Source organism: Promicromonospora sp. NPDC057488 (genome assembly GCF_042802395.1).
Lineage (GTDB): Bacteria > Actinomycetota > Actinomycetes > Actinomycetales > Cellulomonadaceae > Promicromonospora.
The window spans coordinates 83393-103356 of the sequence record NZ_JBHVEG010000001.1 but is presented as its reverse complement, the minus strand read 5'-3'; the positions used below and the strand labels follow the sequence as shown (position 1 = coordinate 103356).

Genomic DNA, 19964 nt, shown 5'->3' with positions numbered 1-19964 from the left:
ACGAGCGGGTTGAAGCTGTCCCGACTACACCGCCGGCCGGTGGCACGCGCGCCCTAGCTCCCGCCGTCCCGACGTTGCCAGCGGGGTCTTAATCCGCGCCCAGCATCAAGTGATGGCCTAATGTTTGGCTGGAGATAATTCGTGGAACCCTTTGTTGCTAAGCTGGTTGAGAGCGATCTGCCTAAGACTCAATATTCTATCGACCTCGATTGGGCTGAGGTTCGGCGGGTACTAGAGATGGAAGTTCCGCAGGACTTTCGGGAACTATTGGAGGCCGGAGGTGGTGGCGTTTGGTTCGATTACATTGCTGTCTACGTCCCGGGTTCTCAATGGGGGGACAATAACCTGCTGGACTCGGTCTACGGTTTTGGCGATCTGGAGGATTTCTGGCAGGGAGGCGGGTCTCCCCCTGCCGATCCGATGCCCGAAGGCGTCCGGCTCATTTCGTGGGCGTCGACGGCTGGTGGCGAGGAAATATACTGGTGGGTCGACGCTCGTGAGTCTCGGGCTACGTATCCGATACTGATCGGCAGCGAGGAGGGGTTGCGCTGGGAGCGGTATGAAATGGGGGTCGCAGAGTTCCTCTGGAAGATTAAGGCGCGGCAGATCGAGCCAGGCTTGTTCTCGACTTTTTTGCTCGACCTCGACGGCCCTGCGTTCAGGGCTTACGAATCGTGAGGTATGGTCAATTTTTTGCCCGCATAAATCGCCAAGAAATGATCGTCGTCAAGCCCGCGGGGTGCGTCGTTGGCCCTGACCCTGCGCAGCCGCAAGTCCCGACCAGGCAACTAGTTCGACCTCTTCTTCCTGGACCCAAGTAGTACTTCCGTCTGGGACGCGGTCACGGCCGACGACCAGGAGTTCGGCATCGTGATCCCGCATGCCTGCGGGCCCGCAGGCCCGCAGGCCCGCAGGCCCTCGTCGCCGAGCAGCTACCGGTCGCGGAGCTGGCCACAGCGTAGCCGGACGGGTTGGCGCACGAGTAGAGCCCGGCGGCAGGCAGACGCCTCGCCGCCGGGCCCTACTTGTACGAGCGAGCAGCCTTACGCCGACCCGACCAGGGCGGCGGCCTACCGGGCTATCGCCAGTTCCTCGTTGGTGGGGACGACCATGACTACGGGGTCTCGATAGGCTCGACCAGCAATGGCCCGGCCTGCGGGGTCTGGGACTGTACGTTTTCCGGCTCTGTCGCACTTTCGGCGGTCGGTCCTGGGCGGGCTTGATCGCGTGTCGTGATCTGCCGTGGGTGATGCGAAGGCGCCGGTCAGAGTGGCCCTCCGGGATCTGGAGGGCCCTCGATGAGGCGTAATGGACGCGGAATCGGAAACTCAGCGCATAGAGGGCTTGAGTCGAGACACACGAACCCGGGTACCGGCTGGTAACTCAACTTGGCGCGGGCCTGGCTGTGAACCGGCTAGGTCCGCGCCCTGTCCCACCCGCAGTGGATATCCCTCATGCTGGTCTCATACGCAGGATTCACCACTTCGTGGAAGTTCAGTCTCGTTGATGGCGTCTCCAACGAGATCCTGCGCGCCGATTCGGACGATTGCCACGTCTTTCTCGATTTCGTTAGCGAGTGCGAGTTGACTGTCAATCGCGAAATCCCAATCCCCGGAGATTCGGCGATCGCCAAGCTGGATTACACGGCGTCCCCGCTCGACGATCTCGGCAGTGTGTCGGGTTCGATCTGGCTCGAGATCCTCGTTGGCGGCGCCGTGATCTCCGTCCGTCAGGTCCTGAACCACACCAGCGGCCTATTCACAACTACACGAAGGGCGAGGGCTGGTCTATCAACCGGTAACGCAGCGATGCCCGGCTCATCACCTACACGCTCGGGGAAGTCCGCCCGGACGGCCGACGGCGCGAGGGGTAACCATCCGAGAAGGTCGCGCCGTCAGCCGCCCGAGATCATCGGACCAGCCGCTAATTGAGGCATCCCGGCTAGGGATCTCTCTTGTGCGTCGCGGCTGGGAAACCGTCAGCCGCAGAGCGAGTGGACGGTTACCACCCGTGTCTTGCCGCGCCACTTGATCGAGCCCTTTGCGCCGGCGCAGACGCCGTTGACGCCGCCGACCGATGCTGGACCGGTGTTGTATCGGTAGTCCCCGCCCACACTCGACGCGCTGCTCCTCGTCCAGATATCTACCTGCGTGTAGGCCCACTTGCCCCAGGTCCGGCTGCTGTGCGAGGTGATCGCGCACTTGGTGCCGCTGCTGCGGTCGTGGAACACGTTCAGCCACGCGACCGTGGCCGAACCCACCTTGATCGCCTTGTGCACGATGCGGTTGCCGGAGCACGCGGTGGCCATCGCCGCGGCGGGCGTCGTCTGCGTCGCCACGCTCTGTACCGGGGACGCCGCTGCTGGGACCGCTGCGGCGGCGGTCACAGGCAGCGCGACGGTAAGCGCTGTCACCAACGTCACAGCCTGCCGTCCCCATGTCCTGCGAAGTGCGGTGATCATGCCAGTCTCCTTCGATCGACGTACGTGCCGGTCGCACGCGCAAGCACCGTAACGACGCGCTCTCGGGACCGCTCCCGGGCAGCTCGGTACCGCACATTCATCAGCCCACGCAGGTCGTCGAGGCGGGCGGCAATCTGCTACAGCATGTGACGAGCGCGAAGTTCAAGTTGCAGGGTGGTTCTTTGGCTGACAAGAGCAGTCCGCTATGCGGTCACCTCGACGTGCGATGCCCGAACCTCAGGCCGGTCCAGGCCGACTACCCGGCCGGTGTCTGACCGTGGCCTCCTCAGCCGCTGGAACGGGAGGTTTCTGGCAACCGGTCAACCGTGGCCGTCTCGCAGCGGTGCAGCATCAGCAGGTCGACCGGGTTGTCCTGCAACGGTGCTTGGTGGAGCGTGCCGGCGGGCGGCTACGATCTGGTCGGCGTGCTTGGCGATCGAGCGTTTGCCATGTATCTCGACAGCTTCGTGAGGGTCTGGGCTCTCGGATCCTCCCTTACGCGCCCCGCGAGAGGGTGAGTTCCATGGCGCGCATCGACTATTTCAACGATCCGTCCGCTCCCAAGCCGAACTCAATCGTTCCAGCGGTGAGCGTGATCGCACGCGATGAGGTGGACCGCATCTTGCTGATCCACCGCACGGACAACGACCTCTGGTCGATCCCTGGTGGTGCCATGGAGCCGGGGGAGTCGGTCCGCCAGGCGGCAGTCCGCGAGACGAAGGAGGAGTCAGGCTACGACGTCGAGATCACTGGGCAGGTCGGCATCTACACAGATCCGAACCACATCGTGGCGTACTCCGACGGAGAGGTCCGTTCCCAGTTCTCGATCTGCCTGACCGGAAACGTGATCGGTGGTCAGGCGCGAACGTCGTCTGAGTCGTCGGAAGTGGTCTGGCAGCCGCTCGATCGCCTCGACGCCCTCAATATTCACTCGTCGATCAGGCTCAGGATCACTCACATGCTCGACAACTCGCGAATGCAGCCCTGGTTGAGCTGACGGGCGTAACCCGACACAGTCGTGCCGGCCCTGTAGCGGGAATGATGCGGGTGGTTTCGCCGCTGGCGACCTTCGGCGCTTCCAACCATGGCAGTGCCTCCGGCTACCACGGGAAGATCGTCCGCATTCATGTTGCGCGATCCAGGTGGGCGTCGCGCGAGCGCACCCAAGCGAGGCCAGGCTGGGCGATCATGTGCGGCAGATGCGGCAACGCGCGTCCTGACCAGGACCTCGCCGACCGGTTCCACACCGCCGAGCCCATCAGCGAGGAGCTCGGCCCGTTGTGGAAGTGTCGCCTCGCCCGGCGATGTCCGCGCGGTGCTGGAGCGCGACGAGGACGGCCCCACCATGCGGCAGCTGCGCAGCCTGTGCTGGGGAGTGGTGCCGTCCCGGCGCCCAGATGATCGACTGCTGCGTCGAGACCAGTGCCTCACGGGGCCGTGAGCGTGTTCAGTGCGGCAGCGAACGGGGTTGGGTCGAGATCACCGCGAACGGCGAGCTGTCCGATGTACCCCTGGCACAGAGCCACGAAGACTTCCGCGAGCTGCTTCCTGGGAGCCTCCTCATGGCGCGGCAGGAGTGCCTCGATCGCGTCACGAAGGTCATCGAGCTGGCCCGCGACGAGTTGCGCGAGCACTGGCGTGACAGCTGCCTCGGCGTAGATCTGGGCGATCAGCCGGGCATGATCCTCGTCCCGCGCTCGGGCGCGGATGTGCTCGAAGAAGTCACTGATCGCCTCTGGTGTGAGCTCGGTAGGAAGCGCCTGTCTCGACTGCTCGCAGATGGCGACGATGACGTCGTCCTTGCTCTCGAAGTATCGGTAGATCGACCCGACCGAGAGCCCGAGTGCGTCCGCGACGTCGGCCATCGAGGTCCGAGCGAAACCGCGGGACGCGAACAGCACGCGGGCGGCGTCGATGATCTGCTGACGGCGCGCGTCGAGGTGGGCCTGACTAACTCTTGGCATAGTGAATGAGCCTTCATTTTATTTGCTAGGGTCCTCAGGGTAACCACAACCGTGACCCAGGAGGCGACCACGATGCGCTATCAGACCTTCGGACGACGAGTGGGCCTGCGGGTCTCGGAGTACGTGCTGGGCACGGCCAACTTCGGCACGGGGCCCACCGCGACGGGCGCGGAGGGCGCGCGGGCGATCTTCGAGAGGTTCGTGGAAGCCGGCGGCACCACCTTCGACGCCTCGAACATCTACCGGAACGGGGAAGCGGAGACCCTGCTCGGCGAGCTTCTGGGCAACCGGCGCGACGACTTCGTCGTGATCACCAAGTACACCGGCAGCCGGAGCCACGAGGTGCGACCGGGTACTACGGGCAACAGCCGTAAGGTCATGATTCGGTCGGTCGAGGAGAGTCTGCGCCGCCTGCGAACTGATTACATCGACGTGCTCATGCCGCACTTCCCGGACGGGGTGACGCCGATGTCGGAGATCCTGTCCGGGTTCGAGGACCTGGTTCGAGCGGGGAAGATCCGCTACGGCGGGCTGTCGAATTTCCCGGCATGGCGGACCGCTGGTGCGGCCGTCCGCGCTGAGCTGACCGACCCCGCACTGCTGGTTGGTATCCAGACCGAGTACAGCCTGGCCGAACGGTCCGCCGAGCGGGAGATCTTGCCCATGGCGCAGGCTCACGGGCTCGGGGTGGTGCTCTATTCGCCGCTGGCCGGTGGGTTGCTGACTGGGAAGTACCGTCGTGGCGAGTCCGGCCGGCTCACAGCCGAGGGAGCGGTCGACGAAGGCGGGCAGCGTGCCGCTGTCGTCGACGTGGTGCTCAGGGTCGCTGATGAGGCGGGGTTGAGCCCGATCCATGTGGCCCTGGCGTGGCTGCGCCGGCGTGCCGGGCTCGCACAGACATCGTTGATGCCCATCGTGGGGCCGCGCACGATTGAACATCTGGAGACGTACCTCGGCGCGCTGGACGTCGACCTTGATCCTGAGCACTACCGGCTGCTCGACCAGGTGAGCATGATCCGGCTCGGCGCGCCGCACGAGGACGTGGCCGCCGCGTTGTCGCACGGCACCGATGGGGACCGTTCCCTTCTCGACGTCCCCACCATCCCGGTCGCCTGACCGCTCTCTTCGAAGGAGTCACCATGTCTGCTGCTGTCGCTGCCATCAATGTCGACTGTGCCGATCCGTCCAGCCTTGCCTCTTTCTGGGCACGCCTCCTTGGCGCGGACGTAGTCGTCGAGACCCCCGACTACTGCGCCGTCCAGGCGGGAGGTCTTTTCCTGGGCGCTGTCCGCGTCGAGGGTTACCAACCCCCGACCGGGCCCTCGTTCGGTGGCTCCCGGCAGATGCATCTGGACGTGACTGTCGACGATCTCGACGCCTCCGAGCGCGAAGCCCTCGCCTTGGGCGCTACCAAGGAGGAGCGCCAGCCGAACCCCGAGCGGCACCGTGTTCTGCGTGACCCTGCCGGACACCCCTTCTGCATCCGCGCTTGAATTGGCGGCTCGGGTTTCTGCGCTGGCACGATCACCCATCTCTGGGCGTCTGCGCCGGTTCTGCAGGGATCGCCGTGCGCCTGGTGCGGCCCATGGCCCAGATCCTTGCTCGGGCTTCTCGCTGCACCATTGGGTCGAGCCTTGAGCACAGCTGTCCTGCACGCGCACCCCGCACGTGCCGGTTCAGAAGCCCACCAAAGTCACAGTGTTAGGACAAGGGCGCCGATCATGGCCACCATTTCGAGGACGCCCAGGACGGCGAGAGCGAACCCACCATCAACTGGTCTGTTGTTGCTCCGGCGGATGTCGATTCTCCACACCACAAAGATCCATACCGCGAACAGCAGGCACATGAACACCGCGGTGTCGAAGGCCCTGCGTTCACCGGGCGTGGCGCCCTCGATGCGATTGCTCAGTCCGGATCCGGACCACAGGCTGATGTACCAGACGAACGGCCCGACAAGGAACATCGCGATGCCGAGCAAGCACGCCACCCCGTAGAACCAGTCGACGGACGGTGATCGCTTCCTGTAGGGGCTCTCAGACATCTGAAGTCATCGCCCTTCTCATTCGGAGGTTCTTCACTTCAACCCTGATCGGTCGGTGGGAGACGTCCGCGAAACCCGACACCATGGCTGCTGTCGCTTGCTCGGCGCGGTGCTTCCGTGTCTGAAATGTCGTGGCGCAACGTAACGTTGCCCACCCTGCACGGTCGAGCAATCTCCGCAGACTTCACCCCGCTGCGTACTGAACGGCATCCACCGCGGGACGCATCCCGGGACCAGACGAGCAGGACCTGCTCAGACAGCACAGCCCAGGGGTGTCAGGGCCGTGTGGTCGGCCTCCGCCCGGCGCGCCACCCCAGTTGCCGGTCTGGGGGATGCCGAGGACTGCCACAACCCGTCCACGTCCCATTGGTTGACCAACCGTACATAGCCCGTCCCCTCGAGTCCTCTTCCGCGGCACCGCGCGGTGGTGTGCTCCTGTCGGTGGCAGCCCCTGGGCTGAATGCGCCGTTTGTCCTTGATGGGCCCTTCTCAGAACGAGGTCGCTGTCGATGCCGTCGTCGCCTGCCGCACCGGAACCATCGGCACCACCCGCGGAACCCGGGTCGGAAGGTGCTACGCGCCGGGTCCCGCACGAGCACTGGATGGCGATCGTCACGGCGGTCGCCACCATTGCGACGGTGGTCAGCGAGACGCTCGTGGCCGTGGACGCAGGGACCGTGGAGGTTCGCGTGGTGGGCGACAGCCCGGGCAGCGCGGACCTGCAGTCCGCCGTGGACCGTACCGCTGGGGTGCGGGTCGCCGTAGGTCGCCGCCGACCCGCATCGCGCTCCTGCTCTCGCCCGGGCGGGTATCTTCGGTGGACGCGCGGTTCGCACGTCGCAGTGCCCCCAGGTGAGGCTGTGTCGCTGCCAGAACCGAGTGCAACCAGCGATGCGCTCGCCCGCGGCCAGTACGAACGGACTGGTCGCCTAGTCTGGGAGCTGTGCCACCAGCGCCGCCCCCAGGTTCTCGGTGGCGAGGTACGGGTTCAGGTGGGGGTGGCGGCTGCCGACGGCGACGTCCCGCCAGAGCCGCTGGAGCCGGCTCGTGGTGCGGAAGCCGCTCGCGCCGTGCAGGTCGAGCATCAGCTCGACTGCAGCACGGCAGTCCCGTGCGGCATCGGCAAGATCCAGGTGCAGCCGAGGACTGTCCAGGTCGGACAGCCCGCCCGTGTCCGCCCTGCTGGCGGCCGCGAGCATGGTGTTCTCTGCGCGGTGCACAAGATAAGCCGCCTCTGCTAGCCAATGCCGTGCGCCGGGCGATTCTCCCATCCGAGAGTACGCAGTCATGAACGGCTTGCGGTCCGAACCGAACATCGCGGTTGTCGCGTCGAGCGCTCCCTGCGCAGCCCCTACCACTGGGCCCAGCACGGTCATTGCGTACAGAATCCGGTCGCTGGGCCCGAACGGAACCGCTGCCGCCAACCGCTCGTCCGGCACCATCAGGTTCTCCGCGACCAGGGTGTGGCTACCTGTTCCTCGCATGCCTGCCATGTGCCAGGTCCGGTTCACGCTGAGCTCTGCCACCGGTACGACGGCGAAGCGGACTGCACCGTCGACTATCAGCGCGACGCCGGCCCATACGGCGTCCTCGCACCCGGAGACGTTCGGCCAGCGACCGGTGACGCGTATGCCGCCGGGCACGCGCTCGCCGCGGCCGCCCGGGCTGCCGGAACCGCAGAACAAGGTGTCCGGATCGGCGAACAGCTCCGCTGCCGTAGCCTCGGGATAGGAGTGGGCGGCGAGATTCTTCGCGGTCGCCGAAGTCCCGGCCACCCAGGCAGACGACGGGCATGCTCGCCCGATGGCGGTCAGCTGCCGGGCGACGGCCACCGTGTCCGCCCAGGCGCCGCCGTGGGCACGTGGCGCTCGCAACGCGAGAGCCCCGAGGGCCCGCAAAGCGTCCAGGCTCTCCGGCGAGGGGCGCTCGTCCTGCTCGGTCTTCTCGGCGTGGGCACGCAGGACCTCGAGGAGGCCGGCCTCCGTGGCGTCTTCTGTCACAGTCCGACTCAATCAGCCGCGACGCAGAGGCGCCATACGCGATCAGTGCGGGTCCATACGAGGCCGTGCGCCGGGCCCGCGCCGTAACATGCGATATATGGATCTGATCGGCGAAGTAATCCGCTCGGTCCGTGTGGGCTACCCGGGCGCGCGCCTTATGCGCCAGACCGACCGGCGTGGTGTCCGGTTCTCCGCCTTCGACGGCAGCGGATTCCACATCATCGTGAGCGGCAGCTGCTGGCTGATCACCGAGCATGACGACCCGGTCGAGCTGCGACCCGGCGACGTGGTGCTCGCCTCGTCAGGTGCCGCGCACGGCCTTGCCCCCGTCCCGGGCCAGCTGCGGGACCTGCCTGCCGTCGTGCTGGGCCCGTTGCCGCCGGAGCCGGGACCCGCAGCCTTCGAGTTCTTGTGCGGTGCCTACCGTCTTGAGCACGGACCGGCCCCGCAGTACCTACGCTCGCTCCCCGACCTTGCCGTCGTGTCACCGGACCACCGCGGCAGCCCGCGGCTGCGGGCGCTGACCGACCTGCTGGGCGCGGAGGTGTCCGCCACTCCGGAAGGGGACGACACGACGCTGCCGGCGCTCCTTGACCTGGTCCTCGTCCACGTGTTGCGGCAGTGGCACGAGGAGCACGACCTGGCGGGCCGGCCACTCACCGACGACCCGGCTGTCGCTACCGCGCTTCAGCAGATCCACCAGAAGACCCAGCACCCGTGGACCGTGGACAGCCTGAGCCGGGTCGCCGGGTTGCCCCGGAGCGCGTTCACCCGGCAGTTCGCCGCGGCCGTCGGGCAGCCGCCGATGCGCTACCTGATGGGCTGGCGGCTGGAGCGTGGCGCCAGCCTGCTACGGGAGACAGATGCCCCCCTGGCAGCCATCGCCCGACAGGTCGGGTACTCGACCGAGTTCGCCTTCTCCGCCGCGTTCCGCCGTGAGTACGGTGTGCCGCCGGGCAGCTTCCGACGTAACCCGCCTGGCGTTAGGCCCGAGAACGCTCAGCCACCGTCCGGTTTCGCGGACGGCACCTGAACCTAGCCCCCGGGCCCGCCAGCCGTGCCCGGCAAGGCCCGGGAGGAAACGGGCGGGGCTATGCGCCGGCAAGGTCGAGCTGTGATCAATTACGCAGGAGCGCCTCGCGAGGCCAAGGACCCCGAACGAGGACGAGAGCGATGCGGTCGCAGGGGAACCCGCCCGCGTTGTCGTCAATGGCCTGCTGAACTGTTCTGGTGCAGCGTTAGCAGACCTGCACGAAGGGTCGCCGGCTCGCTGGCGGCCTGGGGCCCGGGTCGGCGGCTGTGGCGCGCTGTCTGAACTGGGCGGCGGTGCGGCTCACACTGACTCAGTGCGGCCAGGGGGCTGTGCCTCCGTCAACACCGAGCGTCATGCCAGTGACATAGCTCGCTCGGTCGCTGAGGAGCCAGGCCGCAGCTTCGGCGATCTCCTCAGGTTGGCCGGGACGACCGAGGGCGGAGAGAGAGCTGAGGCGCTCGACGATGCCTGGGTCCCGCTCCTGCCAAGCGGTCATCATCTCGGTCATCGTGGCGCCGGGCGCGATGGCGTTGACGCGGACACCATCGCGGCCGTACTCGGCGGCGGCAGCTCGGCTCATGGCGATGACAGCGGCCTTCGTCGCCCCGTACACACTCTGCCCGGCAGCACCGAAAGTGCCGCCGATGCTCCCGATGTTAACGATCGACCCGCCAGGCGTGCCTTCCGCGGTCATCGCCCGCAGCTCGGCGCGCATTGCCAGCCACACGCCCTTGAAATTGGTCTCCAGTACAGCGTCGAAGGTCTCGCCAGTGACCTCGGCGAGCCGCCCGCCGCCCTGGGTACGGCCAGCATTGTTCAGCGCACCGTCGAGACGCCCCCACCTCTCGACCGCGGCAGCAACTGCTCGTTGAGCGTCACCGGCGTCGGTGGTGTCAGCCTGGACGGCCAAGACGTTGCCTCCACCGGCCGCGATGTCCCCGGCGACCCGGTCGAGCTCAGGCTTGCGGCGGGCAGTGATGACGACGTTCGCGCCTTCGCGGGCGAACAGGCGCGCGGCGCACTCGCCAATGCCGGCCGAGGCGCCGGTGATGAGGATGGTCTTGCTTGCGAGCAGATCGGTCATAATGTCGGTCCCTAGTGAAGGTCGGGTCATTGATCCGCGACGAGCGCCCGGATCAGCGCGTCACGGACGACGGCAGACATTGCGACGTTGTCGGCGTTGTCGGGGTTCGCGGTGACGGCGTGCGCAACACCGCGGAGAGCTGCGCGGAGCGCACTCGTCGCCAGCGCCGCAGTGATCCCTGGCCGAAGCGCACCTACCCCCTCAAGGTCGTCGAAACCGGCGCGCAGAAGCGCGCCACTTCGTTCTACCTGGCTCGGCAGCGAGCCCGATGTCGGGTACATCGCCGAATAGAGACCCGGGTAGGCGAGCGCAAAGCCGATGTGCGCATCCCATCCAGCAGCAATGCGGGCACGCGCGTCCCCACCATCCGCTGCTGTGGCCGCGTCCTTGCTGCGGAAATACTCCTCGAACGCCGCATCGACGACCGCGCGGACCAATCCCGACCGGTCACCGAAGTGGTGGTACAGCGACGGAGCCCGCACACCCGCAGCGGTGCAAACCGCGCGCGTAGAGACCGCGTCGACACCGTCACGGGTAGCGATCTCGAACGCGGCAGCGAGTAGGCGCTCGCGGGTGTCGCCATGAGCGTTCTGTAGCACCGCTATAGGGCCGTGGCAACACCGTGTTCTCGTTGTTCCTGCAACTCGTGCACTGCGCCAAGACACGCCGCATCGCGCTCGCAGCACTCTGGTTGCCTGGTGTCGGGCTCGGCCTGGCTGCTGACGTGTCGTCCGCGCGTTGTCCGGCACTGGCAATGGGTGAGCGCGCGGCGAGCCGGTGCTGGCGCTGACTGCTGGTGAGGGGTGGGGCGCGTCGCCGTCGGGTGAAATAATGGGATGGTTTGTCCGGTTGGTGTCTGGGTGAGGTGTCCGTGGCCGTGTTGGTGAGGTCGCGTGACGCAACCGACATCGAAAGGCGAAGAAGTGCCCGACATCGTGCAGAGCCCGTTCGTGATCCAGCCAGGGGCGGTCCAGCGCGGCCAGACCCGGATTCGCGCCTTGAGTGCGGGCGAGACAGTCGCGGACGCCGCCATACCGCTGCTGGTGTGGGAGTACTCGTACGCTCCGCAGTACTTCTTCTCACCCGGTGACGTCAAAGCCGAGTTGCGCCCAGCTGGCCCGGGCAAGACGTCTCGCGTCCTCGGGCCGAGCGAGCTGTTCGACGTCGTGCTCGGCAATCGCGTGCTCGCGGGCGCCGCCCAACGGTTTCCCGAGGCGCCTGTCGCGGGCATGCGCAGCACTTACCGGCTGACCTGGTCGGCCATGGACACCTGGCTCGAGGAGGACGAAGTGATCCACTTCCACGGGCGCAGCCCATACGTGCGGGTCGACGCCCTGCACTCCAGCCGCCACGTGCGGGTTGTGGCGAACGGCGAGGTTGTCGCCGACTCGCACCGGCCAGTGGTCCTGACTGAGACTGGCCTGGTGCCCCGGTACTACCTGCCACGGGTTGACGTGCGTATGGACCTGCTCAGCCCGACCGACGCCGTGAGCTACTGCCCCTACAAGGGGACGGCGCGGTACTGGTCGCTGACCGTGGGTGACCTCGTGGTCCCCGACGTGGTCTGGGGGTACGAGTCCCCGCTGCGCGAGGCGGAGAGGGTTGCGGGACTGGTCTGCTTCTGGCCGGAGATGGGTGCCGGCGTGGAGGTCTACGTCGACGGGGAGCGGATCGGCCAGCCGTAGCCCCGAGATCACCCCGCCCTAGACGGTCCGATCAGTCCTGTTGCTGGACTGCCAAGGGCGGAGCGGCTCTCCCGTGGATACAGGGCAGGGTCAGCGCACCTGCTTGACCCGGGTGACGCTGATCGCGCCCAGGACGCCGAGGAAGGCGCCGGTGAGGAAGAGACCCGGATAGCCGAACGCGGCGATCAGGCCGGGCGCCGCGACCGGGATCAGCGACTGGGGGAGCGACTGCGCGAGGTTGGCCACGCCCAGGTCCTTGCCCGCGGTGTCCGAGCTGGGCAGCACGTCCGCGATGAGGGCCAGCTCGACGGCGAAGAACGCGCCCAGGCCAGCGCCGAGCACGAGCTCGCCGAGGAACACCACCTCGATCGACGGCGCCAGCGCGATCACCGTGAGCCCGACGATGGCGATCGCCGCCGAGATGATCACGAACGGCTTGCGGCGCCGGAGCCGGTCGGAGAGCCAGCCGAGCAGGGGCGCGACGAGGACGATGCCGACCGCGTTGGCGAGGATCGCCTGGAAGACCAGGGTGGGTGCCTCGGCGTCGGACACCCCGAACTGGGCGATGAGGAAGTACGTGAGGTAGCTGGTCGCGGTGAACTGCGTGGTGGTCAAGAAGAACCGCGTGAGCCACGCCCAGCCGAAGTCCGGGTTCTTGCGCGGGTCGAAGACGAACGAGCCGAGCAGGGCCCGCAGGCCGAAGGGCTCCCGGGTGCGCTCCGTGCGGACACGGTCCTTGACGGGTGCCACCATGACGACCATCAGCACCACGCCGATCAGGCTGGGTACCAGGTACTGCACCAGCCCGGCCGGGAAGAGCTGCACGAGGAACGTCGCGGCGACGCCGCCCACGTTCTGCGCCAGGCTGATGAACGACGCCACCCGTCCGCGCCGCTCGGGACCGACCTGGTCCGGGAGCATGGCCACGAGCGCCGCGAGCGCGAAGTTCAGGCCGACCTGCGCGATGCTCCAGCCCACGAGCACCAGCGGCACGCTCGGGGCGAAGGCGATGATGACGATCCCGGCGTAGCCGACGGCGGCACCCGAGAAGATCCACGGCTTGCGCATGCCGAGGCGGCTGGTCGTCCGGTCCGAGAACCGTCCCGCCAGGGGGTTGGCGATCAGCGAGAAGACCGCGCCGACGCCGAGGATCAGGCCGAGGTCGGCGGCGGAGTTGTCCAGGTCCAGCTCGCGCAGCCGCAGCGCGATGGTGATGACGAGCGGCGGGACGAGGGCGATCGAGAATCCGAGGATCGCCAGCGGGATCGCGACCTGGGGATAGCGCGAGCGCAGTGTCCCGGCGGACGCCGGGGTCGGGGGAGCGGCGACGGCCGTCGGGCCGGCGTCGGTGGGCACGGGATGGGGGTTCTCGTCCACGTCGACTTCTCTCTGCGAGCATTCCGGGCTGCGGTGCCCGGGCAGGAGTCAACGTAACACCAAAAAGTTCCGCGTGGAACTTTTTGGTTGGCCCGGCTGGTTCTACCCCTCGGCCGGCCCCGCTGCCGGCTGCAGGAGCTCCTCCAGGAGCCTCATCCCCTCGAGCATGTCCACGTCCGGGTCGAGCAGCCACTGCGTGGAGAGCCCGTCCATGGCGGCGATCACCAGGGAGGCCGCCACCTGCGGCGAGATGTCGGACCGCACCGTGCCGGCGGCCTGCGCGACGCGCAGGATCGCCAGCGCCTCGTCGCGCAGCGACCGGTAGCGCTCGACGAAGAACGTGCGGGAGTGCTCGTTGTCGGACTCCAGCGCCCGGGCCACCATGCTGTGCCGCAGCGCCATGAGGCCCGGCGTCCGCCGGGCGTAGGCCTCCAGGTGCGCGGTGAAGTCGGTCGGGGCGGCGCCGCTGTCGCGGGCGTCGGCCAGGGCCTGGCGGTCCTTCTCGCGGAGCACCTCCAGGAAGAGCTCCTCGCGGGTCTCGAAGTACCGGCGCAGGGCGGCGTGGCTCACGCCGATCGCCTCGCCGATGGCGCGCAGGCTGGTGCCCTCGGACCCCAGCTCGGCGAACACCCCGATGGTGCGGTCGAGGATCTGTTGCCGGCGCAGGATCCCCTTGGGGTACCTGCCGCGCGGTCGTGACCGGCCCTCCGGTCCTGTGCTCCCTGGCCCCGTGCCCTCCGGTCCCGTGCCCTCCGGGGCCTCGGCGCGCTCGCTCTGCGACACGTCCCACCTCCTGTTGCTCGCCGGACCTCAACCTATCAGCGCGAAAAGTTCCACGTGGAGCTTTTCTGTTACGGTGCCCTCATGAACGACAACGCCGTCCAGGTCGAGCACCGGGTCAACAACACGGTCCGCGACCTCCTCGTCCCCGCCCTCTTCCCGCACCGGGCGCCCGTCCAAGTCACGGCCTGGGAGGTGCCCGACGAGCCCGTGCCCTTCGCGGAGGCCGTAGAGCACGAGTTCACGCCGTTCGAGGTGGGCCAGGCCTGGAGCAAGCCCTGGGGGACCACGTGGTTCCACGTCACGGGCTCCGTCCCGGACGGCTGGGGGCGGGCGGGCACGACCGTCCAGCTCTTCGTCGACCTCGGCTTCTCGCGCCTGATGCCCGCCTTCCAGGCGGAGGGCCTGCTGTACCGTCCGGACGGCACGATCATCAAGGGCGTCGAACCGTTCAACCACGTCATGGACGTCGACGGCGGCGCGGTCGACGTCTTCGTGGAGGCGGCGTCCAACCCGAACATGCTGGAGCACTTCTTCGCCTCGGCCCCGCCCACCCCTGCAGCGGGGATGGCGGCGGCGCTCCCGGGGACCTTCCTGCCCGCCGGCACCTCCCGCATCGCGCGCCTGGGCCACAAGGCGACGGCCGGCACCGAGCCCGTCTACACGCTGCGCGACGTCACGCTCGTCGAGCGCGACCTCGACGTGGACGCGCTGCTTGCCGACATCACCGCGCTCGTCGGCCTCGTGCGCGAGCTCGACGCGGGCCTCCCGCGCCGGGCCGAGATCCTGGCCGCGCTGGACCGGGCGTGCGACGCGATCGACCCGGACGAAGTCACGGCGACCGTCGCGGCCGCCCGGAGCGAGCTCGCGGGCGTGCTCGCCGCCCCCGCCCACGCGACCGCCCACTCGATCGTCGCCGTCGGCCACGCGCACCTCGACTCCGCCTGGCTGTGGCCCACACGGGAGACCGTGCGCAAGGCCGCCCGCACGTTCTCCAACGTGCTCGACCTGATGGACGCCGACCCCGAATTCGTCTTCGCCTGCTCCAGTGCGCAGCAGCTCGCGTGGGTCAAGGAGTTCTACCCCCAGCTCTTCGAGCGTATCCGGGCTCGGGTCGCCGAGGGGCGGTTCGTCCCCGTGGGCGGCATGTGGGTCGAGAGCGACACGAACCTGCCCGGCGGCGAGGCGCTGGTGCGCCAGTTCCTGCACGGGCAGGGGTTCTTCCTCCGCGAGTTCGGGACGCTCTCGCGCGAGGCGTGGCTGCCCGACTCCTTCGGGTTCACCGCGGCCTTCCCCCAGATCGCGCGCTCGGCCGGCACGGACAGCTTCCTCACCCAGAAGATGTCCTGGAACGACACCAACCGGATGCCGCACCACACCTTCCTCTGGGAGGGCCTGGACGGCACCCGCCTCTTCACGCACTTCCCGCCGAACGACACCTACGGCTCGGACCTGGGCGCCGCCGACCTCGCCAAGGCGCAGCGGCAGCACGCCGAGAAAGCGACGTCGAACACGTCGGTCACCCTGTTCGGCTGGTCCGACGGCGGCGGCGGGCCCACCCGCGAGATGATCGCCGCCGCGCGCCGCACCCGGGACCTCGAGGGCTCCCCGCGGGTGACGCTCGGCGCGCCGGCCGACTTCTTCGCGGCGGCCAAGGAGAACCTGCCGCACCCCGCCGTCTGGACGGGGGAGATGTACCTGGAGACCCACCGGGGCACCTACACCTCCCAGGCCCGGACCAAGCTCGGCAACCGGCGCAGCGAGCACCTGCTGCGCGAGGCCGAGCTGTGGAGCGCGACGGCCGCCGTCCGCGGCCTGCTCGACTACCCCTACGAGCGGCTCGACACGATCTGGCACACGGTGCTGCTCCAGCAGTTCCACGACATCCTCCCCGGCTCGGCAATCGCGTGGGTCCACGAGGAGGCCGAGGAGGCCTACCGGCGAGTCGGCGAGGAGCTGGAGGGCATCATCGCGACCGCCCAGCGGGCGCTCGCCGGCGACGGAGAAGCCACCGTCGTCTTCAACGCAGCGCCGTTCGCGCACGGGGACGTGCCGGCGCTGGGCGCCGCGGCCCTCGCCCCGCAGGACGACGCCGCCGGCCCGACGTCGGACGTGACCCCAGCTGCCGTCCCCGGCGGCTACCGCCTCGACAACGGCCGCCTCTCCGCGCGCTTCGACGCCGCGGGCCTGCTGGTCTCCCTGGTCGACCTGGCGTCGGGCCGCGACGTCGTCCCCGACGGCGAGCAGGCCGCGCTGCTGCAGGTCTTCCGGGACCGCCCCAACATGTTCGAGGCGTGGGACATCGACCGCTCCTACGCCAACGCCGTCACCGAGCTCCGCACGCCGGACGCCGTCGAGATTGCGGGCGACGCCCTGACCGTGACGCACACCCACGGCGGCTCCACGATCGTCCAGCGCTTCCGGCTCGCCGCCGACGCCGCGGAGCTGCAGGTCGAGACTGAGGTCGACTGGCACGAGCAGGAGAAGCTGCTCAAGCTCGCCTTCCCCGTGGACGTGCGCGCCGACGACTTCGCCTCCGAGATCCAGTTCGGGCACGTCATGCGGCCCACCTTCGCGAACACGTCCTGGGACGTCGCGCGGTTCGAGGCCGTCGCCCACCGGTGGGTGCACGTCGGCGAGCCGGGGTTCGGCGTGGTCGTGGCCAACGCGTCCACGTACGGGCACGACGTGACCCGCTCCACGCGCGCCGACGGCGGCACGACGACCCTGGTCCGGCAGTCCCTGCTGCGCGCGCCGAAGTTCCCGGACCCCGAGGCCGACCAGGGGTCCCACGTCTTCCGGACCACGATCGGCCAGGCCGCGACGGTGCTCGACGCCGCGGCCGCCGGCTACCGGCTCAACCTTCCCGTGCGGCACGTTCCGGGGGACCCGGGCGCCGCCGTCGATCCGATCGTGACGGTCTCGGCGCCGTCGGTCCTGGTCGAGTCGGTGAAGCTCGCCGAGGACCGGTCGGGCGACCTCGTCGTCCGGTTGTACGAGGCGGAGGGCGCGCGGACCGCGGTCACACTCGGGCTCGGCACGCCCTTCTCGACGGCGTGGCGCACCGACCTCCTGGAGCGCGACCTCGGCGAGCAGACCTGGACGGGCGGAGAGCCGATCGACCTGGAGCTGCGCCCGTTCCAGATCGCGACAGTTCGGGTGCGGGCGGCCGCCTAACATCAATACACGATCGGTACCGAGTTCAAGCCGGCGTCGCGGGCCGATGGCAGGCACCTCAGTCACTGGAGTCGCTGGTAGCCGACTCGACGGCAAGTCAGCCCGGTCCGGCGGCCTCGACCAACTGGACCCATGTTCAACGTGAGAAGAAGACGACCGTGACCGCTCAGCCGCTCTCGGTGCCCGATGGGCTGATCTCTGGTCGGGATCTCGGCCCAACGGGTCCTGCTTGCTGACCAGGTAGCCGTCGCCAAGTTCGGTACCGACTCCTCAATCGAGGAGACTGGTCGGGAACGGCGAGTACTTGATGATGCGGTGGCCCGCGCCGCGGAGGCGGGAGTCAGCAGACAGGGAGTGCTTGAGTTCTTTCGGGCGCAGATCGAGGCGAGCGAGTTCATCCAGCGTGGCCTGCGCGACCCGTGGGCGTGGAGTCCCGGGCTGGCGCCGACCCGACACCCCGATCTGGCCATCGAGGTCCGGCCAGGGCTGGATCGGATGACGGTCGCGCTCATCGATCATCTGGCTGCGACCGAAGGGCTCCGACGACTCACTCGTCTCTGCGAGCACTCGCTCGCGCGTGCCGAGATGGAGACCAGGGTCGCCTTTGGTCTGGACCAGCTGCATGCGGGGGTGCCGCAGGGCGCGACCTCAACGGTGTGTGGCCGATCCGGACCGAACTGCGCCCGGCAGTGATGGGAGGCGTCCTGGTCAAGGCTGTCGGCGGCGGGTTGAGCTATGCGCGCAGGGTGTCTCGTCCCCGCTCCCAGATCGCGTCGAAGAGCTCTTGGGGGGTCTCGAGCTGCGGGAGATGTCCGGTGCCGGGCAGCAGGGTGAACGATGATCCCGGGATGGCCGCGGCGTAGGCCCGTCCGTAGCCGGGATCGACGATCCCGTCGCTCTCGCCCCACACGACGTGCACGGGCAGGTCGAGGTTCCTCAGGCGCCCGAGCAGGGTGGGGTCTGCCATCTGGGGCCCCGTGTAGGCCAGGAGCGCCGGTAGGTCAGGACTCGGTGCGGGGGCGCCGGCCGGGGCCACGGGGATCTTGCTTGAGTCGTGCCAGGAGATCGCGGTGATCTCGGTGGGCGAGAGACCGCTGACGTCGGTCACGGGATGGCCCGGGATCTCGACGCCGATGCCGTCGACGATCACGGCACCACTGACGCGAGGGCTGCCCAGCAGGGCGATCTCGGCTGCGAGCCAGCCGCCAAACGAGTTGCCGACAAGCGTCACGTCGGAGAGGTCGAGCCGTTCGACGAGATCGACGTACATCGCGGCCAGGTCGCGCGTGGAGCCCAGTTCCTCGGGCCGTGGTGTGCCGGCGAATCCGGGGTGGGTGGGTAGCAGGACGCGCGAGTGGGTGCGTTCGGCGAGAAGGTCGGCGAAGCCGCTCATGGTGCGCGGGCCGCCACCACCGTGCAGGAGCACGAACGGCCGAGTCCGATCCCGGTCCTCGACGGTCACTGGTGTTCGTCCGGCGGCGACCGAGACGGTGACGTTGCGGGTGAGGCGAAGGTCCTTGACGGACGCGAGAGGCGGCATATCAGGAACCTTAGATCAGGAGACTGATATAAGCAACCATAGATAAGTAAGTTGATACGATGGGCGGGTGAACCACAGTCCTGCCGAGGTGGCCCTGGCCGTCAAGCGCCTCCAGTACCGGCACCACCGCGCACTCTCCGCCGTGCTGGCGCCGCTCGGGCTGTCGCTGGTGCAGTGGGACACCTTGCGCCATCTGCATCAACTTCCGCAGTCATCCCTGCACGACCTGGCGGTCCTGACGTTCCAGACGGATCAGTCCTTCGGTACGCTCGCGGCCCGGATGGTCGACAAGCGTCTGATCGAACGTGTGCCGGGTCCTGGGCGTGCGGTGCGGCACCGGATCACTGTCGAGGGCGAGCGTCTACGCGCGGCTGGGCAGGAAGTTGTCGACGGGGTTTTCTCCGCCTCGATGGGGGAGCTCAGCGGCGCCGAACTGAACCGGCTCGGAGATCTGCTGGACAAGGCGCTGGGTTCTGGCTCGAGTCGGTAGCGCACCGTGGCCGCCGCCGACGCTTAGGTTGCCTGGAGTGCGGGGGCAGCGGATCGCGGAATGGGGGCTGCGGAGGATCGAGGTGCGTACGTGCGTGCTGGCGTGGCAGTTGGCAGGCGACCTCCACGCGCTCGACCGGGAGAAGCGGACCGTACAGCTGATCGATCTCGACGGGGAGACCACGGGGATCGACACAGGCGGCCGCGCGGTGGTGTGGACCAGTGTGCTGGACAACGTGGGGACCGGGTATGTCTTGCTCGACGGCCAGCCGCATCGGCCAGGGAGTAATGATGTGGCCGAGGCTGATGGCCCGGGCGTTGAGAAGTCCATGT

General features: G+C 68.3%; 19 protein-coding genes. 9 read left to right on the top strand and 10 right to left on the bottom strand.

Going from position 1 to position 19964, the window contains the following annotated elements:
• The first annotated feature begins 141 nt into the window (after nt 1–141).
• Nucleotides 142–678, top strand: a complete 537-nt coding sequence (locus ACFU5G_RS00460) for a hypothetical protein (RefSeq protein ID WP_377239606.1) — start codon at nt 142–144, stop codon at nt 676–678.
• A gap of 785 nt (nt 679–1463) precedes the next feature.
• Here the strand turns inward: ACFU5G_RS00460 and ACFU5G_RS00455 are convergent.
• Both ACFU5G_RS00455 and ACFU5G_RS00450 read right to left on the bottom strand, forming a co-directional pair.
• Complete coding sequence (locus ACFU5G_RS00455) at nt 1464–1745, bottom strand: hypothetical protein (RefSeq protein WP_377239604.1); 282 nt, start codon at nt 1743–1745, stop codon at nt 1464–1466.
• Between the two features lie 233 nt (nt 1746–1978).
• Nucleotides 1979–2461 (bottom strand): hypothetical protein, encoded by a 483-nt coding sequence (locus ACFU5G_RS00450; protein ID WP_377239602.1) that lies wholly within the window; start codon nt 2459–2461, stop codon nt 1979–1981.
• A 523-nt stretch (nt 2462–2984) separates the two neighbouring features.
• Between ACFU5G_RS00450 and ACFU5G_RS00445 the strand changes: the two genes are divergently transcribed.
• The gene (locus ACFU5G_RS00445; protein WP_377239599.1) at nt 2985–3458 is read left to right on the top strand and encodes an NUDIX hydrolase; all 474 of its coding nucleotides are present in this window, start codon (nt 2985–2987) and stop codon (nt 3456–3458) included.
• Nucleotides 3459–3888: 430 nt separating this feature from the next.
• Here the strand turns inward: ACFU5G_RS00445 and ACFU5G_RS00440 are convergent, their stop codons facing one another.
• The gene (locus tag ACFU5G_RS00440) at nt 3889–4425 is read right to left on the bottom strand and encodes a TetR/AcrR family transcriptional regulator (RefSeq protein WP_377239596.1); all 537 of its coding nucleotides are present in this window, start codon (nt 4423–4425) and stop codon (nt 3889–3891) included.
• A gap of 72 nt (nt 4426–4497) precedes the next feature.
• Here ACFU5G_RS00440 and ACFU5G_RS00435 point away from each other — a divergent pair, with 72 nt between their 5' ends.
• Both ACFU5G_RS00435 and ACFU5G_RS00430 read left to right on the top strand, forming a co-directional pair.
• Complete coding sequence (locus ACFU5G_RS00435) at nt 4498–5541, top strand: aldo/keto reductase (protein ID WP_377239594.1); 1044 nt, start codon at nt 4498–4500, stop codon at nt 5539–5541.
• A gap of 23 nt (nt 5542–5564) precedes the next feature.
• The gene (locus tag ACFU5G_RS00430) at nt 5565–5918 is read left to right on the top strand and encodes a VOC family protein (protein WP_377239592.1); all 354 of its coding nucleotides are present in this window, start codon (nt 5565–5567) and stop codon (nt 5916–5918) included.
• Between the two features lie 200 nt (nt 5919–6118).
• Here ACFU5G_RS00430 and ACFU5G_RS00425 read toward each other — a convergent pair whose 3' ends face one another.
• Together ACFU5G_RS00425 and ACFU5G_RS00420 are read right to left on the bottom strand one after the other, a co-directional pair.
• The gene (locus ACFU5G_RS00425) at nt 6119–6403 is read right to left on the bottom strand and encodes a hypothetical protein (protein ID WP_377239589.1); all 285 of its coding nucleotides are present in this window, start codon (nt 6401–6403) and stop codon (nt 6119–6121) included.
• Between the two features lie 992 nt (nt 6404–7395).
• A complete protein-coding gene (locus ACFU5G_RS00420; RefSeq protein ID WP_377239587.1) occupies nt 7396–8466 on the bottom strand; it encodes an acyl-CoA dehydrogenase family protein in 1071 nt (356 codons plus the stop codon).
• A gap of 97 nt (nt 8467–8563) precedes the next feature.
• On the opposite strand from ACFU5G_RS00420, the gene ACFU5G_RS00415 reads away from it, so the two are divergent.
• Nucleotides 8564–9499 (top strand): AraC family transcriptional regulator, encoded by a 936-nt coding sequence (locus ACFU5G_RS00415; protein ID WP_377239585.1) that lies wholly within the window; start codon nt 8564–8566, stop codon nt 9497–9499.
• A gap of 310 nt (nt 9500–9809) precedes the next feature.
• Here ACFU5G_RS00415 and ACFU5G_RS00410 read toward each other — a convergent pair whose 3' ends face one another.
• The gene (locus ACFU5G_RS00410; RefSeq protein WP_377239583.1) at nt 9810–10583 is read right to left on the bottom strand and encodes an SDR family NAD(P)-dependent oxidoreductase; all 774 of its coding nucleotides are present in this window, start codon (nt 10581–10583) and stop codon (nt 9810–9812) included.
• A gap of 26 nt (nt 10584–10609) precedes the next feature.
• Nucleotides 10610–11182 (bottom strand): TetR/AcrR family transcriptional regulator, encoded by a 573-nt coding sequence (locus ACFU5G_RS00405; protein ID WP_377239581.1) that lies wholly within the window; start codon nt 11180–11182, stop codon nt 10610–10612.
• Nucleotides 11183–11506: 324 nt separating this feature from the next.
• On the opposite strand from ACFU5G_RS00405, the gene ACFU5G_RS00400 reads away from it, so the two are divergent.
• Nucleotides 11507–12268, top strand: a complete 762-nt coding sequence (locus ACFU5G_RS00400; protein ID WP_377239579.1) for a DUF427 domain-containing protein — start codon at nt 11507–11509, stop codon at nt 12266–12268.
• Nucleotides 12269–12358: 90 nt separating this feature from the next.
• On the opposite strand, the gene ACFU5G_RS00395 is transcribed toward ACFU5G_RS00400, so the two are convergent.
• Together ACFU5G_RS00395 and ACFU5G_RS00390 are read right to left on the bottom strand one after the other, a co-directional pair.
• Complete coding sequence (locus ACFU5G_RS00395) at nt 12359–13645, bottom strand: MFS transporter (protein ID WP_377239577.1); 1287 nt, start codon at nt 13643–13645, stop codon at nt 12359–12361.
• Nucleotides 13646–13747: 102 nt separating this feature from the next.
• The gene (locus tag ACFU5G_RS00390; RefSeq protein WP_377239574.1) at nt 13748–14428 is read right to left on the bottom strand and encodes a TetR/AcrR family transcriptional regulator; all 681 of its coding nucleotides are present in this window, start codon (nt 14426–14428) and stop codon (nt 13748–13750) included.
• Nucleotides 14429–14509: 81 nt separating this feature from the next.
• Between ACFU5G_RS00390 and ACFU5G_RS00385 the strand changes: the two genes are divergently transcribed.
• Both ACFU5G_RS00385 and aroQ read left to right on the top strand, forming a co-directional pair.
• Nucleotides 14510–17602, top strand: coding sequence for an alpha-mannosidase (locus ACFU5G_RS00385; protein WP_377239571.1), 3093 nt, complete (start codon nt 14510–14512; stop codon nt 17600–17602).
• 198 nt (nt 17603–17800) lie between these two features.
• Entirely contained in the window at nt 17801–18295 is a 495-nt protein-coding gene (gene aroQ / locus ACFU5G_RS00380; RefSeq protein WP_377239677.1) for a gamma subclass chorismate mutase AroQ, read from the top strand.
• 40 nt (nt 18296–18335) lie between these two features.
• On the opposite strand, the gene ACFU5G_RS00375 is transcribed toward aroQ, so the two are convergent.
• A complete protein-coding gene (locus tag ACFU5G_RS00375) occupies nt 18336–19142 on the bottom strand; it encodes an alpha/beta fold hydrolase (protein WP_377239569.1) in 807 nt (268 codons plus the stop codon).
• A 67-nt stretch (nt 19143–19209) separates the two neighbouring features.
• Here ACFU5G_RS00375 and ACFU5G_RS00370 point away from each other — a divergent pair, with 67 nt between their 5' ends.
• Nucleotides 19210–19632, top strand: coding sequence for a MarR family winged helix-turn-helix transcriptional regulator (locus ACFU5G_RS00370; protein ID WP_377239567.1), 423 nt, complete (start codon nt 19210–19212; stop codon nt 19630–19632).
• The last annotated feature ends 332 nt before the right edge of the window (nt 19633–19964 follow it).

Excerpts from the sequence above, each read along its gene's own strand:
- ACFU5G_RS00450 (WP_377239602.1), bottom strand. The coding sequence starts at position 2,461 with ATGATCACCGCACTTCGCAGGACATGGGGACGGCAGGCTGTGACGTTG.
- ACFU5G_RS00445 (WP_377239599.1), top strand. The coding sequence starts at position 2,985 with ATGGCGCGCATCGACTATTTCAACGATCCGTCCGCTCCCAAGCCGAAC.
- ACFU5G_RS00440 (WP_377239596.1), bottom strand. The coding sequence starts at position 4,425 with ATGCCAAGAGTTAGTCAGGCCCACCTCGACGCGCGCCGTCAGCAGATC.
- ACFU5G_RS00435 (WP_377239594.1), top strand. The coding sequence starts at position 4,498 with ATGCGCTATCAGACCTTCGGACGACGAGTGGGCCTGCGGGTCTCGGAG.
- ACFU5G_RS00430 (WP_377239592.1), top strand. The coding sequence starts at position 5,565 with ATGTCTGCTGCTGTCGCTGCCATCAATGTCGACTGTGCCGATCCGTCC.
- ACFU5G_RS00415 (WP_377239585.1), top strand. The coding sequence starts at position 8,564 with ATGGATCTGATCGGCGAAGTAATCCGCTCGGTCCGTGTGGGCTACCCG.
- ACFU5G_RS00410 (WP_377239583.1), bottom strand. The coding sequence starts at position 10,583 with ATGACCGATCTGCTCGCAAGCAAGACCATCCTCATCACCGGCGCCTCG.
- ACFU5G_RS00385 (WP_377239571.1), top strand. The coding sequence starts at position 14,510 with ATGAACGACAACGCCGTCCAGGTCGAGCACCGGGTCAACAACACGGTC.
- ACFU5G_RS00375 (WP_377239569.1), bottom strand. The coding sequence starts at position 19,142 with ATGCCGCCTCTCGCGTCCGTCAAGGACCTTCGCCTCACCCGCAACGTC.